Origin of the sequence: Enterobacter cloacae complex sp. SYL001 (assembly GCF_049237025.1) — a bacterium.
Taxonomy (GTDB): domain Bacteria; phylum Pseudomonadota; class Gammaproteobacteria; order Enterobacterales; family Enterobacteriaceae; genus Enterobacter; species Enterobacter intestinihominis.
Genome location: NZ_JBMKJI010000002.1, coordinates 258,926 through 275,306 on the forward strand (window position 1 = coordinate 258,926; position 16,381 = coordinate 275,306).

Genomic DNA, 16,381 nt, shown 5'->3' on the forward strand with positions numbered 1-16,381 from the left:
CGTAAACCCGCCGGGCATTGTTTTGCCCGAATTTTGAGGAAATGAATATGAAAAATACTAAAACCCACTCAATGAAAACAGGTCCAGACGATGCTGGTCTGTTCGCTTTGTTAAATGAAACTCGCCTGGATGAGCGCCGTTGCCGCGCTGATGCAATGGCGGCTCGTCTGGATAGTCTGGCCGTGCGCATCGTTTCCAGTCAATTGAGCCATATCGAGGCGGCCGAACTGCTTCGCGTTGAAGCAGTCCGCATCCTGAACGAAGCGCAGGAGCTGCATTAATGGCTGATTCAATGGACCTCGCCCAGCTGCGCGAACAGGAAGATCGTGAGCGCCATATCAACAATGCCCGCGCCAAAGCGCCGGGCGTTTCCCGTGTTCTCTGTGAGGAGTGTGATGCTCCCATCCCGCCAGCTCGCCGCCGCGCTATTCCCGGCGTGCAGTGCTGTGTGACCTGTCAGGAAATCGCAGAGCTAAAAAGCAAGCATTACAACGGAGGTGCGTTATGAGCACGCGCGTTCACCAGGTAAAAATCGCTCCGGCTTATTTCAATGCCGTTGTCACAGGCGAAAAACGTGCGGAGCTTAGGAAGGATGATCGTGGCTATAAAGTCGGTGACGTTCTTTCTTTGTGCGAATGGGACCACGACGGCAAATATACCGGCAGAGAATGCGCCGCAGTTATTACCCATATTCTGCCAGTAAATGACGTTCTTCCTATGCCGGGAAACTGGATTCCGGGTAGTTGGGTGATGCTTTCAATTCGCCCGTTCACAACCGTAGAAGCGCTGGTTCACTTATTCACAGGGAGTGTCAAATGAGCACTATCCTGAAATGGGCGGGGAACAAAACCGCCATCATGCCCGAACTGAAAAAGCACCTCCCAGCTGGCCCGCGATTGGTTGAACCTTTCGCGGGTTCCTGTGCTGTAATGATGGCAACAGACTATCCTCATTATCTTGTCGCGGATATTAACCCTGATTTAATAAATCTATATCGTGACATAGCAACAAACGCATCTGCTTTTATTGAGCGTGCCAAACATCTGTTTAAAGTCTTTAATAGTGAAGATGGTTATTATGATAGCCGTGATTCATTCAATTATGATAAAGACCCTAAATGGCGCGCGCCGCTTTTTTTATTCTTAAATCGTCACTGTTACCGTGGGCTTTGCCGTTATAACAAAAAGGGGGAGTTTAACGTCCCTTACGGTAATTATAAAAATCCTTATTTCCCGGAAAACGAAATCCGCGCTTTTGCAGAGAAAGCCATTCGCGCAACGTTCATTTGTGCCAGCTACGACGAAACGTTGGCCTTATTGGTGCCTGGCGATGTTGTTTATTGCGACCCGCCTTATGACGGTACTTTTAGTGATTATCATACCGCCGGGTTTACTGAGGATGATCAGTATCATTTGGCGTCTATTCTTGAACGCCGCTCATCTGAGGGCCATCAGGTCATTGTTTCAAACAGCGACACTATTCTTACTCGTTCACTTTACCGGGAGTTCACTCATAAACGCCTCACAGCAAAACGCAGCATGGGCGTTGCTGCTGGTGATGCTAAGTCTGCCGTGGAAATCATCGCCGTATCAAAACCATCAAGAGTAGCTGTTGATGCCCTCCTGTCTGCCCATGACTCATTTGTGGAGGACAGGGCATGAAAAAAGATGCACTGCTCATCACTGCATATGACCCGGCCAACGGGGTAGAAATCGCTGTTTCGGCTGTTATACGTTTCGACCGCGAAACCGGAATTTTTACGGTAATTTCTATAAACCGAAACCCAGAAGGTCTGGGTGAGGAAGCATTCATCAGCGTTGAGATTGATGAATGACTGATGCAGTTTTTCCCTACGCATGGAATGCCCCGCGCCCTGCAATCGGCGGTGTTAAGCAAGCCGATGCGGCGCCGGGGATCATGTATCTGACGCCGGACGGCAATCGCAAGCGTTTGTCGATTGCCGAACTGGCAGAAGAGGATGAAGCACCAGACCGGAGCCGGGCGGTTCGTCGTCGCCTGGCTTCGCTGCCTCATTTTGTCCGTCGTATGTATGCTCAAAAACTTGAACAGGTAGACCGTAAAGGCAAACAAGCGGCTGATGCCTGGCTAATTAATACCTTTGAACGATTCGTTCTGAGTCGTATAGATCAGGTTAACGAGCAGTATCTGCCGCAGGGGGTTATGCCTGCGGCTTTGTTGCCTCTGCGTGAACAATTCTGGCGCCTGCTTTGGGCTGGCAAAAGAGAGCTGAAACGACTGGCGCATAACCTTGCTGACCTGTTGGGTAGTGAGTTTAACCGCGAGTTTGATTTCCAGATGGCCCGCACGTCCGATCCCCATTTCGCCACCCTTTCAGCTTATGGCCGCATGGGGTTTCTTGCCAATCACCTCAAAACGTCGGTCCCGTGCTGGACGGCCTACTGCAAAGAAGAACTGGAGGCGGAAGACGCACTGAAAGCAGTGGCCCGCCTGCAGTCTCCGCAGTGGTGGCTTAATCGTCTGCGCCGTATGCATGCTCGCTGGCGTGAGCATCTGATGGTTGCGGCCGGGTATGTACACAAAAAATCCGCACCGTACTGCAGTGACCCATGTTTGCAGGAATGGACGGCGCAAAAGAAAGCCAACCGCGAATTTCTTAAAGCGATGGAGCTGGAAGATGAGGTCACCGGAGAGTGCGTATCGCTGATTGATAAAGTGGCCGGCAGCGTTGCCAACCCAGCCAACCGACGCCGTGAACTGATGGCGCGCATGCGTGGGTTCGAAGATTTAGCGAATGAGGCCGGACTGGCCGGGGCATTCTTCACGCTTACCGCTCCATCCAGATATCACTCAATGCAGTATGACGGGCGCCGGAACAACAAATACAGCGGCGCGTCACCGCGTGAAACGCAGAAATATCTTTGCAAAGTATGGGCGCGCACGCGTGCGGCCTGGCTGCGCAATGGTATTCGCGTGTTTGGCTTTCGCGTTGTTGAGCCTCACCACGACGAAACCCCGCACTGGCACCTCCTGCTTTTCATGCGCCCGGAGCATATCGAACCGGCAACGGCAATCTTTCGTAAGCACGCCATGCGTGAGGATGGGAATGAGCCTGGCGCCGCTGAAAACCGCTTCGAAATGAAACCCATCGAGAAAGAGAAGGGCAGCGCAACGGGCTATATCGCCAAATACATTTCAAAAAATATTGATGGCTATCAGCTTGATGACGATCTGGATGATGAAACCGGCAAGCCTCTGAAAGAAATGGCCCGCCGCGTAAGTGCCTGGGCGTCTCGTTGGGCGATCCGGCAGTTCCAGCAAATAGGCGGCGCACCGGTAACTGTGTGGCGTGAATTACGTCGCCTCGGTGATCGTGAGCTGGTCCTGCACCCCGAAATTGAGCCAGTGCGTCAGGCCGCCGACAGCAGTGCTTGGGATTTGTACGTGAGTGCACAGGGTGGCCCGCTGGTTCCCCGTAATCTCCTGCGCGTGCGCCTCAGCTATGAAGTCACCGAAAACGGCAACCTTTACGGGGATGACGTCTCCAAAATTTCCGGCGTTTACTCCCCGATCCGTGGGCCGGAATCGCTGATTCATACGCGCACTACCAAATACAAAATTGTGCCGAAACGTCAGGCCGACGGCGTTTCAGGTTTTGACCTTGATTTTTCAGGCGGCCCCGCCGCCCCTCGGAGTTCTGTCAATAACTGTACGCGGGAGCCGCGGGAGGTTGAAAAACGCGCCGATCCTGGCGGCACGGTCATGAATGACTGTGCCAGCTGGGCGGATTTGGGCTCTTTATCCCGGAAAGAAAAACGGGTGATAGCGCAGCGGCTGAGCGAAGCGGCAAAGGCATCCAACAAGCGCGTAAAAGTGAGGCCAAAAGCCAGCCCTATGACGGAGAAGGAAAAGCAAATTAGTGAGCTGCTGGCTCTGCGTGGTGTGGATGCCAGTGCCGGAATGGTCCGTTCGTTGATTTCTGGCGCGGTGGTTGCCTTTGGCGATCAGGTGTTAACGGTTGAAGAAGGGCGCCTTACTGTCCGAAACCGTACTGCGGCAGGTGTTCAACGTCTGCCGTCCCAGATTGTGGAGATTAAACAGCAGGCGGATGACCTTTTGAACCGAATGAAGCGTGCATTTTCAGCGCGTGAATAGCCCATGATCAACATGGTCAGGTCTGACGGTGTGGTACCGCGTTCCGTCATTCACCGTCAGAAATGACAGTGCTGGCCATTCATCGAGTATCGTCATTTTCGACTGTGCTGCAGGTGAATTAAAACGAAATCAGGAGTTGAGGAAAACAGAAATGACCTATCTGGGAAGCAAGGCCGCAAGCGGTGTTTTTCAAAAGATTATTGCGGAAATGCCGCCGCATGATACCTACATTGAGACGCACCTGGGCGGTGGCGCTGTCATGTTGCGTAAGCCGCCGGCCCGCCGCAATTGGGGTATTGATATTGATCCCTTGACGGTTGAGGCGTTCTGCCAGGGCAATGCTGATTTCCTTGATACCGTGGGCGATAGCCTTTTTATCGATGTTGCCGATGCGGTGCAGTTTTTAAGGGACTTCGATTTTTCCTCCGCCGGTCGTGTGCTGGTTTACGCAGACCCTCCCTATCTGCATGAAACGCGCACCAGTGCCGCGCGTTATCGCAATGAATATACCGTTGCCGATCATGAGCGGCTGCTGGCCTGCCTTAAAAGCCTGCCAAAAAATGCCAGTGTGATTTTGTCCGGCTACCCATCAGTGCTTTACGACGAACTGTTAACGGGCTGGCGCCAGAAAGAATTTCAGGCCATGACACGCGGCGGTGTGCGCACAGAGAAAATCTGGATGAATTACCCCGAGGGGAAAGCCTACTCGCACACTTTTGCAGGTAAGGATTACAACGACAGGGAGCGCATCAAACGCAAGGCGAAGCGCTGGCGCGAGAAGTTCGCAGCTCTGCCCCATGCTGAGCGACTGGCAATAATGACGGCGCTGAGTGAAGTTAATGATTAACCTCAGCAAACAGACTCATCTGATTGATTGATAAAAAATATTTTACAACCCCGAAATCCTCCTATACTGTATATATAAACAGTGGATATATATACAGTTGTCGGTATCTCTTCCTGGGGATGCTGGCTGGTTTATCCCGTAGTGAGGATAGGAGGGAAAATGCAGGACTATCTTTTGGAGTCGTTGAAACTCCAGCGTATTGATTTCTTTATCAAGCTTGTAGCGGCTAGTGAGTGTAGCGAAGAAGAGAAACGCCTTGCGATCCAGTGGGTGTCGGAACTGACTGACGAGCTGATGGCGAAAATTCGGAACCATGAACATAAGCGAACATAGATGCAAAAGGTTAGTTTACGTGGATGTATCATTCAGGTATTTCTCCTTACTAATTAGTTGTTTAGCTATCTGGGTGTTAAATGAAATTATGATTTCGTTTAATTGATCACCTGCTATTTGATTTGTGATCGCTGTCAACATAGTTCAATCGTGTACGCAATTTAATGTCTTGTTTTATTTGTCATTTCTAAATTTGACTGTATGAAATGACATGTTGACTTTTGATTTTATGAGCGGTAGTCTGAAAATGCCTTTTATTTTATATATATATTAAATATTCACAGCTTACTACTGAAAATTTACAACGGCACTTAAGAGATTAAGTGCCTTTATTATATTAAGGATAAGGTATGAGTAAAAAAGCAAAATTAGAAAAAGAATCAGAAAGTGATATCGAACAGAAAATAATATTTCCATTTCTAACTAAAAATTCTGTAGATGGACTTGGAATAAATAAAGAATACATACTTACTAAAAGGAATATAAAAAGCCTTGAGATAGGTAAGGGTAGCACAAAAAAAATATACTACCCTGATTATCTAATTATTATAAATGGTGTTCCGGTATTACTAGTGGAAGCTAAGACACCTGGCGAGGATTTAGATAGCGCATTTCAGGAAGCTAGATTATATGCGCTAGAATTAAATGCGAAATATGAAAGTGGATTAAATCCTCTAACAAAGATTATAGCTACAGATGGCTATGAGTGGCTTGCCGGTGAGTGGGATAATAATCAGGGGAGTTATCGATTAAATGAGATTTCTCCTGCGGACAAAGTTTGTGCAAATTTTTTAGAGGAATTTTCTTTTGATTCCCTTTCGAAATTATCTGAGGAGTTTATCGCAAAGTCTGAGCCAAAAAGATACTGGAAACCTAGAAGAATGATGGGTGGAAAGGCTGCTCAAAACGAAGAAGTTGGTCATAACACTTTTGGTGCAACGTTAATCTCTGAATATGGTAATATTTTCAACCCCAATACACTAAATGATCGCCAGTTTATTGCTCGTGAAGGATATATTTCTTCTAGGAGACGTGATCGATATACCAAGCCGATTGATAAAATCATCAGGGCGGCGCAACCAGTAAGCAATAGTGACTCTAAATTAATTGAGGATACCGATAATCCTAAGGAAATAATTGATAAGTTCAGGGGGCGTTCTCCTCTTGAAAATAAAATACTATTGATTGTTGGTAGTGTTGGGTCGGGGAAGACAACTTTTATTGATCATTTAAAAGAGGTTGCCCTTCCAAATGATATTGTTGATAGCACCCTTTGGTTGCGTTTTAATATGAATGAGTCACCTGTATCCTCTGAGGAGGTTTATGATTGGCTTAGGGGTAAAATCATTCAACAATGTGCGTTATCCTATCCTAAGATTGACTTTGATTTATTAGACACGCTAAAGAAACTTTATTCGGTTCAGATAAATAAGTTTAATAAGGGTGAAGGACAGTTGCTTGCTGGTGACGAATATAATAGAGAGTTATACAAAGTTATTAAAGACTGTAAGTCAGATTTACATGAAACAGCTCTTGCCTATACTCGTTATTGCGGAACTGAGCGTGGTAAACTAGTCGTGATTGTGCTTGATAACTGCGATAAAAGGACTTTACCTGAACAGTTATTAATGTTTCAGGCTGCTCAATGGTTACAAAATGAATTCAGGTCATTGATAATTCTTCCCTTAAGAGAAGAGACTTATGATAATTATAGAGATCGACCTCCTCTCGATACCGCTTTAAAAGATATGGTTTTTCGTATTGAGCCACCTTTGTTCAATTATGTACTTCATTCGAGAGTACAATTAGTTCTCAAAGAAATGACGAGGAATAGCAGTAGTAACACTCTTTCTTATTCTCTTCCTAATGGTTTCAATGTTGAATATAGTAAGGATGAGCGTTCTTATTATTTGACTTCAATTGTTAATTCTATTTTTGTGCATGATGCGCAAATTAGAAGGATGATAGTTGGGCTTTCAGGGAGAAATATAAGAAGAGCATTAGAGATTTTCTTGGAGTTTTGTACTAGCGGGCATATTACTGAAGACGAATTTTTGAAGATAAGGCAAAGTGAAGGACGGTATGCTCTTCCCTTACATATAGTTACTAGGGTTTTATTAAGATTAAATCGTAGGTTCTACGATAGTGATAACTCTTATCTGAAAAATATATTCTCAACAGAGAGAGATGATGAAAGAGGTAATCATTTTACAAGGTTCGCAATTCTGAAGTGGTTTCATAATCATTTTGGTGCGAGCGGTCCAACTGGTTTGAAAGGGTATTTCCCTTTATCTGCATTAAAAAGAGATTTAGTTAAGTTTGGTTTTTCTCCGAAAGTGATTACTCGTGAGGTTGATTACTTACTTCATGGGCAATGTTTAGTCTCAGAAGATTTTAGAGAGGCAGGAATAACTGATGAGGACTTGCTACGATTATCTTCTGCGGGGTTTGTCCATTTAGATATGCTTTCAAATATAAGTTATCTTGCAGCTCTGGCGGAAGATACTCTTTTCCCTACTGAACATATTGCAAAAAGAGTTTCTGACCGTATGGGTTCGGTTCAGAATCAGTATAATAAGCAAATGGTGAGTGCCAATGCTAAGGAGTTAGTTGATTTCCTTGAGGCTCAGCGTGCTTCAATTGCAGATTTTTCGGAAGAGTTTATTGCAGGGAATGACTATCGCGATTTAACTGATATTCAGGTTGCGGTAAATGCAGTCCGGGCATTTGAGGAAAAAATCCGCGATCCTGAGTGGGCTGATTTTGAATCTAAGTTCCAATCTGGAGACGTATTAGAAGGGACGGTTAGAAACTGTGATCAAAAATATGGGGTTTTTGTTAATTTCACAGGGAAAATTACTGGTTTAATTCATAAGTCCAAGTTACCAATGGGCTATGTCCGAATGAAAGAGTTTTCAAGAGGAAACAGGATCAGAGTACGCATAGAAAATGATTTCAATGCAGTTGAACAAAAAATTAGTTTATCACTTGTCGAAAATAATAATTCTTAAAACCATGGCTAATGCTGCTCATATGATGGGTTATAAGGTTCGGTTTGAGTCGCATGGCCATACTGCATGAGAATGCATGATTATTCGAGAGTTCTTTATGTCGGCGCCCGTCAGTTATGACGGGCTATTTACGGATCATGCAGGTGCATGAAAACCACTACATAAAGCGGGCAGGCGTGGCGGGGCTACGAGCGCGCGGTTTTGGGTGAGGCGATCAGAAATGAGCGGTTTTAACCTTAGTTCCAGAGTTGGCTTTGCTCTGAAAACCCCTAAGTTATATGATGAGCAAAAATCGACAAAAAAGGCTCGGCTAATGGGTTTAGGATTAAAAGACGCTATTGTTCACACAGCTGCATTTCATCAGAAAGATGAGAACAAGTTACTTTTGCCAAACAACCACTGGCACCCCGGATTTATTACCGTATTAGCCGCTTATGTGAACCATCATCGGATTGCTGAGGAAAACTGTCCCTTATCTAGCCCTGACTACATGAGAGCCATAAATTTGCAGGGAGCGTTATGGGGACAGGACCAGTATCAGCAAGAGCGTGTTAATGTTGGGAGAAATTACAGTTTAGTTACTGCTCTAACGAATGTTGAGGCTGTGGATATCGCAACCAGTAGCATTAACAGTTGCGTAAGGCAGTTAACTTTCCCTGACCGTGACCCGCGCGATTATCCAAAGGGGCTTACGGACCTGACCCATGTTATAGGTGAGCTTCATGATAACGTCTGGTCACATGGTAAATCGACGGGCTTCTCCTTTGCACAGCGCTCGGCAGTTCCTTACACGCAAAGACAAGAGCATTATTTAGAGTTTTCTTTAGCTGATTGCGGGTTGGGCTTTCTGAGAGAGCTACGGCGAGCAGGCATTCCGGGTATCGAAACTCATCGTGATGCTATCGCATGGTGTATCCAGGAAGGGCATTCCTCTAAACATGCCGATCTGCAGGATGATTGGGCACAACAACTTCCTCAGGATTTTATGGGAGGGAGTATGTTTGGTAATGGGGTTGCTGTAAAAGAAAAAGACAATAACCATCAAGGGCTTGGATTGTACCACTTGATGGAATTGGTAAAAACATACAATGGGGAATTGCAACTGGCTACAGGAAATGTATGCTTAGAGGCAATTGGTGATGAAGTGAGCTACACTGAGTTACGTAATGATTGGCCGGGTGTTGCAATTTCATGCCGCTTTAAGATTCATCAACTGGCAGTAGATAACGATAACGAAGAAAATGACCCTCAGCTTATGGAAATCATGCGGGCGTTAGGAGGAGAGTAATGAACAAAATCGCATACAAGTTACCCGAGGGTGACCTGGCTTCGCGCAATCAGGCTATCCCCCAGCGACACAAGATTGAAGTTTTTATTAAAGAGGGGAACTCAGTAGATTTGGATTTGAGCGGTGTTTATTCAATTTCTGAATCCTACTCTGATGAAATTTTTGGTGTGCTGGTTGTAAAATTCGGTGCTACCAAAGTCCTGAATCAGGTAAAGCTTAGAAACGCATCCCCTTCAATTCTAAAAAGTATTGCAAAGGTAATCCAACGTCGTAGTAATGAAGTTGCATCAAAGAAGGTGCATTCTGTTGGATTTGATGGCGCATATGCTGTTTGCTAACGCAAAGATGTAAAAAGGCGCTCTTAAGAGCGCCTTTTTTTGTTCTAATCCCGAGCATCTAAGATATATGGTTCGAAGCTAATCACTTCATCATCCAGCCAGTCGTTAACTTCCATCATCCGCTTCTGTAAAGACATCAGCTCATTACGTACGAACACCCGCGCAGCTTTTTCGACATCACCGAACCCGCCGGTATTCGTTGGAATAATCCCCATCAGTTGCGGCGGCACGCGATGAGCTGCCAGCATGTCATCACGGCTCACATTCTTGATGTTAAGAAACTCATCTTTCGCTGCGACTTCTGAAAGCGGGATGATCTGAATGCCGTCTTTCTTGCCGTTCGGGCTGTACATAAACAGGTTGCGGAAGTTGCCTGGCCCTTTCGATTTTTTAAGTGCATCGCGTATGTTGTCGACGTCACTCTGATCGGCGGCTGGATCACTCATGTACATGATGAAACCAGCATGGCTACCGTTGAGGTAATACTTACGGCGAAACAGCGTGGCCGATTCATTCAGCAGGGCGGAGGGAATGGCGGAGAGGTATTCCGGCATCCCGTAAAGCTCCTGGTTAACGTCGGGTTCCATCAGGTGAAACACGCTTCCCTCATCGAACTGATAGGGCTGCGCGTTGTAGCCATACTGTGCAAACCAGTAGGTGTCCGGGTCAATGCCACGACGGGTATATTTGGCAAGCGAGGCGCGCAGCTCCATGATCTGGCCTAACCGGTTCATGCGTTTTTCAAGGTAGGCATTACCGAATACCAGAAAGTCCTGGGTGAACCGGGAAAAGGCTTGTTTAGACAGCCAGCGGTGAGGGATGAAGGTACTGGTAAGAATATTGCGTTTTACCTGAATAGCGCTGGAGTGATGCACGGCGGCGCGGTAAGTTCGCGCCAGGCCATCCATGCTGATCGGTGGTTCGTACCAGCGGTCTACCTGCACGCACTCCAGGTAATCAAATAACTCCCGGCGGTCCATCACGGGGATCGGATCGCCAAACGTAAACGCCTCCGCATGTGCATTACTGACCATGTTGGCCGTATCGGTGGCGGTCTGGCCGCGCGGTGCCTTGCTGCGGTTTTTGCGGTTAGCCATTAAAAAATCTCCACGATGTTGCTGGTACTGGCGGAAGCTCCTGCCAGTGGTTCGTTATAAAGTGCGTGCATGGTTGCCCAGGCTAAATCCGCGTGGCTGGCTTCCTCTGTGCGGGCTGCTTCGTAGGTTGGCCGGTTGCCGCTGGCGGTGGTTGAACGGCGAATGGACATAAAGGACTGCGCGATATCCAGCATCCCCGCGTCAAACTCCAGACGGCGCCCGCTGATAATGTCGTAGGCTTTAAGCACCAGGGCATTTTTTACGGTCGGGTTGTAGACAAACTCACGCGCGGCAGGGAAAAACTGCTTAACCGTTTTGTAAACGCCATCGCCAACGCCGGTCGAGTCAATGCCTATGTAGGTCACGTTGTAGCGTCTGGTGATTTCCTCAATCGCTGAGGCCTGAGCGCGAAAGTCCATCCCGCGCCACTGGTGACGCTCAAGTATGCGGAATTTACCGCCGGGGACGACGGGAGGTGCAATGACAACGCAACCGGCGCTGTCACCGTTCTGCGTTCCTTTTGCCGGATCATAGCCGATCCAGACCGGGTGGTATGCAAACGGACGCAGTAAAAGCGGTTCGAAATCGTCCCACACATCCCAGCTGTCAACCATGCAGGACTGCAGCAACGCCAGCGGGAACACGGACGCCAGGTCGTCAACAAACTGACACATCAGCAGGTTGTTGTATTCGTCCGGGCTGTACTCCAGGCGCAGCTGGTCCAGGTCGAAAAGGTTACACCCGCCGTTTACTGCATCTTCGATGGTGACTATCTGGCGGTACTGGCCGTCAGGACATAAAACGCCGTGCGCCAGGCTACTGTGAGAAAGGTCAAATTCTACCCTGTCGGCTTTCGGGCGCCCTTTATTGAACAGGGCACCAGACCAGAACGGGTAGGCGCTGTGCGTCAGGCTGGAAGGGGTAGAGAAATAGGTCTGGCGCCATTTTTTGTGCAGCGCCATACCGGAGGCCACCTTGCGCAGCTCCTGGAATTTCGGTATCCAGAAATACTCATCAAGATACAGATTGCCGTGATAGCTCTGCGCGGTACGGGCATTTGTACCGAGGAAGTAAAGACAGGCACCGTTAGGCAGCACCATCGGATCGCCTTTCAGTTCAACGTCCACCTCTTTTGCAAAGTCGATGATGTACTGTTTAAAAACGTGCGCCTGAGCTTTACTCGCTGACAGAAAGATTTGATTTCGCCCCGTGGTGAGCGCGTCTATCAACGCTTCACGGGCGAAATAGTAAGTTGCACCGATCTGGCGTGACTTTAAGAGGTTGCGAATACGGTGCTTGATGCCAGCATCCCACCAGTGGCGCTGGTACTCGAACATACCGGCGCGGAAAATCTCTTCCAGCTTTTCGATCTGCTCGTCGGTAAACAGGTTTTTTTCCGGCGGCTTGCGCGGACCTTTATTGCGGTTCGCCACGTTCGGATTCAGGTCTGCTTCATTCCCGCCATTGTTAAATTTGCCGATCCTGGCCTGTCGTTCTGACTGACGCGCCAGCAGGTCAATTTCTTTAAAGTCCTTTCCTTCCTTCTGCTCCTTCATGACGAGCTGGCAGTAACGTGCGGCGGTGGTGAGCTGCATCTGATCCAGTGGGCCATATTCGCCCCACTTATCGCGTTTTTTCCAGCTGTGAACGGTTGCAACTTTCTCGCCCAGCATTTCAGCAATGCGGGCTACGCGGTATCCCTGAAAGTACATCAGCATTGCCTGACGACGGGGATCGAGGTCTGCGGGGGTTAGTGTTGTCATGGCACAAACATACGGCCTCAAATCAGCACTTTCCCCGGCTTCGCATTGTGTGGGAGTTCGCACAAGCCCAACGCGTTGTTTACACGCGCCCATCACCGCAAACATAAGGCTCTGAACGTGTTACGAACTAACTAACCGGAGCCGGACCGATGGCAAAAAAATCTAAGCGTTTTCGTATTGGGGTCGAAGGGGCCACTACTGACGGGCGCGTTATTGAGCGTGAATGGCTCACCCAGATGGCGGCGAGCTATAACCCGCAGGTATACACCGCGCTGATCAATATGGAACACATCAAGGGCTTCACCCCTGATGGGCCTTTCCGTCGTTTTGGCATGGTGGAAAAGCTGGAAGCGGAAGAAATCACCGAAGGGGCATTATCCGGGAAAATGGCGCTGTATGGCTGGATTGCCCCGACTGACGATCTGGTCACGATGACCAGCAACTGGCAGAAGCTTTTCACCTCAATGGAAGTTAACACCAGCTTTGCCGATACCGGCTCCGCTTATCTGGTTGGCCTGGCGATTACTGACGATCCGGCAAGCCTCGGCACTGAAATGCTGCAGTTCAGCGCCAGCGCAGAACATAACCCCCTGGCGCGCCGCAAGCTGGACAAAGACAACCTGTTTACCGCTGCTGTTGAAACGCTGATCGAGTTTGAGGACGTGCCGGAAAAAACCAGCCTGTTTACCCGCGTGAAAGAGCTGCTGTCCCGCAAAGGCGCCGATGATAACGCCCGCTTTGCTGATGTGAATCAGGCTGTTGAAACCATCGCGCGTGAGCATCAGACGCTGGCGGAGCAGGTCAGCACCCATCAAACCGATTTCAGCAACAAGCTGAGCGATTTGCAAAAGGTTGTTGATGAGACAACCAGCGCACTCTCCACCCTGCGTGAGCAGCTTTCCACACAGGACAGCCGCAGCGAGCGCCGCCCTAATGCGACCGGTAATAACGGCGCAGAACAAACCACCGATTGCTGACGGAGCAAAAGCACAATGAAAAAAGAGACTCGCTTTAAATTTAACGGCTATCTGACGCAGCTCGCCAAACTCAACGGCGTATCTGTGAGCGATATCGCCTCGAAATATACGGCTGAGCCGTCAGTGGCGCAGACGCTGGAAACCAAAATCCAGGAGTCTTCCTCGTTCCTGCAGAAAATCAACATTGTCCCGGTTGATGAGCAGTCCGGCGAGCGCCTGGGGCTGGGTATTGGTTCCAGTATTGCCGGAAATACTGATACCACCCAGAAAGACCGTGAACCTGTTGATCCGACTTACATCGACGGTGAAGGGTACAAGTGTACCCAGACCAACTCTGATACGGCGTTGCCTTATGCGAAGCTGGATTTATGGGCTAAATTCCAGGACTTTCAGACGCGCATCCGTGACGCCATCATTACCCGCCAGGCACTTGACCGCATCATGATCGGCTTCAACGGTGTGAAGCGTGAGAAAACGTCAGACCGCAAGACCTATCCGCTGCTGCAGGATGTGAATATCGGCTGGCTGGAAAAAATCCGCCAGGAGAAGCCCGTTCAGGTTATGGACAAAATCGTGTCCGAAGGCGAGGTGATTTCTCAGACTATCCGTGTCGGCAAAGGCGGCGATTTCCTGAATCTGGACGCACTGGTTATGGGCGCCGTGAATGAGAAAATTGCGCCGTGGTATCAGGAAGACACGGAGCTGGTTGTTATCGTCGGGCGCCAGTTACTTGCGGATAAATATTTCCCGATCGTCAACCGTGACCAGCCAAACAGCGAAGCGCTGGCGGCAGATCTCATCATCAGCCAGAAGCGTATCGGCAACCTCCCGGCCGTTCGCGCGCCTTTCTTCCCGGCGAATGCCATGCTGATCACCCGTCTGGATAACCTGTCTATTTACTGGCAGGCCGGTACTCGTCGTCGTTCAGTTATCGACAATCCGAAGCGTGACCGCGTGGAGAACTACGAATCCGTTAACGAGGCGTATGTTGTTGAAGATTACGACGGCGCTTGCCTGGTTGAGAACATCGAGTTGTTACCAGAGCAGGCAGACGGCAATCCGGGCGCGGCGCTTACTGCTGAAAATATTCAGACCATCGTTGCTGCAGCAGTGCAGGGCGCGCTTGATGCTCAGAATGCGGGCGGCACTGGCGACGGGGCGTGATAAATGAATCCGTTCCGTGCTCACACTCAGTATGTACAGGCACAGGATGCCGCCCGGCAGGGCGGCAGTAATGCCAGCCTGACGGGCTACAACCAGATGCTGTTACAGCTGACAGAACACCGCAGGCGCCTTAAAACCGTCCAGTCAAATGAGCGCAAGGCTCAGCTCAAACGTGAGTTTCTTCCCGCTTATGCCTCATGGATTGCCGGTTTACTGGATGCTGACGCGTCAGGCCAGGACGACGTGGCGATGTACGTCATGATCTGGCGGATTGATGCCGGAGACTATACCGGCGCGCTGGACATTGCCCGCCATGCCATTAAACACGGCTGGGTCCTGCCGCAGCGATTCAACCGGACCTGCGGGACCGCTGTTGCGGAAGAGTTTGCCGACGCGGCAATGCGCGCTTTTTCTGCCGGTGAATCATTCAGTGCCGCCATTCTTACCCAGGTGCTCGATATCGTTGAAGGTCAGGATATGCCGGATCAGTCCCGCGCCCGACTTCATAAGGCGATGGGCTACGCGCTGCGGGATAACGATCAGGCAGTGGCGGCACTTAACCATCTGAAGCGTGCCCTGCAGCTGGATAACAGTTCTGGCGTCAAAACCGAAATCAACAAGCTTGAAAGCCGATTGCGACAGGCAATGTCGGCTTAACGAATCGTGCCAACGCGCGGGGCGGCACGGGGTGGCGACAGGCTTTATGCCGCGTCAAAACCCCGTCCACCGCCCAACTATTTGGGAGTGCCAGAAATATGCAATTCGTTTCGCCGGAACAGGCCGGGGAAAGTACCCAGGACGTTATTAAAAACACCAGTTTCTGGCCTGATGTCAGGGTTTCAGAGTTCCGCCGTGATATGCGCATGGATGGGAGTGTCACCGATCCGCGCCTGCGTCTGGCGTTGCTGACAGCGATTGCTGAAGTTAACGCCGATCTTTATGAGTTCCGCGAGAAACAACGGGCGCAGGGGTATGCGAGCCTGGCCGACGTCCCTGCAGATGTGATCGACGGCGAAAGCCAGCGGCTCATGCTGTATCGCCGTGCGGTGTTTTGCTGGGCAAAAGCAAACCTGGTTGAGCGCTATCGCGATTTTGACGCAACCGGCGACGGAAGCAAGAAAGCTGAAGATATCGAAACAACCTTAGGCGAGCTGTGGCGCGATGTGCGCTGGGCGGAGTCCCGCCTGCGCGATATGCCGCATATGACGGTGGAGCTGATTTGATGAAAGTGCGTGCGCATCAGTATGACACGGTGGACGCACTCTGCTGGCGCCATTACGGGCGCACGCAGGGAGTCACTGAACAGGTGCTGCAGGCGAATCCGGGGCTGGCTGAATATGGCCCCTTTTTACCGCACGGGCTGCAGGTGGAGCTGCCGGACATTACGGCGTCAACCACTGCGCAGACTGTCCAGTTATGGGACTGAACT

Annotated in this window: 18 protein-coding genes; 16 read left to right on the forward strand and 2 right to left on the reverse strand. The window is 49.5% G+C overall.

Annotation, left to right across the window (positions count from 1 at the left end; translation table 11 throughout):
- Nucleotides 1–47: 47 nt before the first annotated feature.
- From ACOTZP_RS04520 to ACOTZP_RS04570, 11 genes are all read left to right on the forward strand, one after another.
- Nucleotides 48–281, forward strand: a complete 234-nt coding sequence (locus ACOTZP_RS04520) for a DUF2732 family protein (protein ID WP_271094674.1) — start codon at nucleotides 48–50, stop codon at nucleotides 279–281.
- Nucleotides 281–508, forward strand: coding sequence for a TraR/DksA family transcriptional regulator (locus tag ACOTZP_RS04525; RefSeq protein WP_421633658.1), 228 nt, complete (start codon nucleotides 281–283; stop codon nucleotides 506–508). Before ACOTZP_RS04520 ends, ACOTZP_RS04525 begins: the two co-directional genes overlap by 1 nt.
- Nucleotides 505–819, forward strand: a complete 315-nt coding sequence (locus ACOTZP_RS04530) for a DUF3850 domain-containing protein (protein WP_014884918.1) — start codon at nucleotides 505–507, stop codon at nucleotides 817–819. The genes ACOTZP_RS04525 and ACOTZP_RS04530 overlap by 4 nt, the downstream gene beginning before the upstream one ends.
- Complete coding sequence (locus tag ACOTZP_RS04535) at nucleotides 816–1,661, forward strand: DNA adenine methylase (protein ID WP_421633659.1); 846 nt, start codon at nucleotides 816–818, stop codon at nucleotides 1,659–1,661. The genes ACOTZP_RS04530 and ACOTZP_RS04535 overlap by 4 nt, the downstream gene beginning before the upstream one ends.
- The gene (locus ACOTZP_RS04540) at nucleotides 1,658–1,834 is read left to right on the forward strand and encodes a hypothetical protein (protein ID WP_421633661.1); all 177 of its coding nucleotides are present in this window, start codon (nucleotides 1,658–1,660) and stop codon (nucleotides 1,832–1,834) included. The genes ACOTZP_RS04535 and ACOTZP_RS04540 overlap by 4 nt, the downstream gene beginning before the upstream one ends.
- Nucleotides 1,831–4,134 carry a replication endonuclease gene (locus ACOTZP_RS04545; protein WP_421633662.1) on the forward strand — a complete coding sequence of 768 codons (2,304 nt, stop codon included), beginning with the start codon at nucleotides 1,831–1,833 and terminating at the stop codon, nucleotides 4,132–4,134. Before ACOTZP_RS04540 ends, ACOTZP_RS04545 begins: the two co-directional genes overlap by 4 nt.
- Nucleotides 4,135–4,285: 151 nt before the next feature.
- Complete coding sequence (locus ACOTZP_RS04550; protein ID WP_421633663.1) at nucleotides 4,286–4,981, forward strand: DNA adenine methylase; 696 nt, start codon at nucleotides 4,286–4,288, stop codon at nucleotides 4,979–4,981.
- Between the two features lie 159 nt (nucleotides 4,982–5,140).
- Nucleotides 5,141–5,314, forward strand: coding sequence for a hypothetical protein (locus tag ACOTZP_RS04555; protein ID WP_318592452.1), 174 nt, complete (start codon nucleotides 5,141–5,143; stop codon nucleotides 5,312–5,314).
- Nucleotides 5,315–5,664: 350 nt separating this feature from the next.
- Entirely contained in the window at nucleotides 5,665–8,325 is a 2,661-nt protein-coding gene (locus ACOTZP_RS04560; protein WP_421633664.1) for a S1 RNA-binding domain-containing protein, read from the forward strand.
- A 220-nt stretch (nucleotides 8,326–8,545) separates the two neighbouring features.
- Nucleotides 8,546–9,613 carry a hypothetical protein gene (locus tag ACOTZP_RS04565; RefSeq protein WP_280596340.1) on the forward strand — a complete coding sequence of 356 codons (1,068 nt, stop codon included), beginning with the start codon at nucleotides 8,546–8,548 and terminating at the stop codon, nucleotides 9,611–9,613.
- Nucleotides 9,613–9,951: an STAS-like domain-containing protein gene (locus ACOTZP_RS04570; RefSeq protein ID WP_063928827.1), complete on the forward strand. Its 339-nt coding sequence runs from the start codon at nucleotides 9,613–9,615 to the stop codon at nucleotides 9,949–9,951. Before ACOTZP_RS04565 ends, ACOTZP_RS04570 begins: the two co-directional genes overlap by 1 nt.
- A gap of 44 nt (nucleotides 9,952–9,995) precedes the next feature.
- Here ACOTZP_RS04570 and ACOTZP_RS04575 read toward each other — a convergent pair whose 3' ends face one another.
- Nucleotides 9,996–11,048, reverse strand: a complete 1,053-nt coding sequence (locus ACOTZP_RS04575; RefSeq protein ID WP_063945951.1) for a phage portal protein — start codon at nucleotides 11,046–11,048, stop codon at nucleotides 9,996–9,998.
- Nucleotides 11,048–12,811: a terminase ATPase subunit family protein gene (locus ACOTZP_RS04580; RefSeq protein WP_017382378.1), complete on the reverse strand. Its 1,764-nt coding sequence runs from the start codon at nucleotides 12,809–12,811 to the stop codon at nucleotides 11,048–11,050. Before ACOTZP_RS04580 ends, ACOTZP_RS04575 begins: the two co-directional genes overlap by 1 nt.
- A gap of 149 nt (nucleotides 12,812–12,960) precedes the next feature.
- Between ACOTZP_RS04580 and ACOTZP_RS04585 the strand changes: the two genes are divergently transcribed.
- The 5 genes from ACOTZP_RS04585 to ACOTZP_RS04605 all read left to right on the forward strand — a co-directional run bounded on the left by ACOTZP_RS04585 (nucleotide 12,961) and on the right by ACOTZP_RS04605 (nucleotide 16,378).
- Nucleotides 12,961–13,788 (forward strand): GPO family capsid scaffolding protein, encoded by an 828-nt coding sequence (locus tag ACOTZP_RS04585; protein ID WP_219978528.1) that lies wholly within the window; start codon nucleotides 12,961–12,963, stop codon nucleotides 13,786–13,788.
- A gap of 15 nt (nucleotides 13,789–13,803) precedes the next feature.
- Nucleotides 13,804–14,952, forward strand: coding sequence for a phage major capsid protein, P2 family (locus tag ACOTZP_RS04590; protein WP_118938596.1), 1,149 nt, complete (start codon nucleotides 13,804–13,806; stop codon nucleotides 14,950–14,952).
- A gap of 3 nt (nucleotides 14,953–14,955) precedes the next feature.
- Nucleotides 14,956–15,609 (forward strand): phage terminase small subunit, encoded by a 654-nt coding sequence (gene gpM, locus ACOTZP_RS04595; protein WP_006777754.1) that lies wholly within the window; start codon nucleotides 14,956–14,958, stop codon nucleotides 15,607–15,609.
- 98 nt (nucleotides 15,610–15,707) lie between these two features.
- The gene (locus tag ACOTZP_RS04600; RefSeq protein ID WP_014884903.1) at nucleotides 15,708–16,175 is read left to right on the forward strand and encodes a head completion/stabilization protein; all 468 of its coding nucleotides are present in this window, start codon (nucleotides 15,708–15,710) and stop codon (nucleotides 16,173–16,175) included.
- A complete protein-coding gene (locus ACOTZP_RS04605; RefSeq protein ID WP_000868184.1) occupies nucleotides 16,175–16,378 on the forward strand; it encodes a tail protein X in 204 nt (67 codons plus the stop codon). The genes ACOTZP_RS04600 and ACOTZP_RS04605 overlap by 1 nt, the downstream gene beginning before the upstream one ends.
- Nucleotides 16,379–16,381 lie beyond the last annotated feature (3 nt).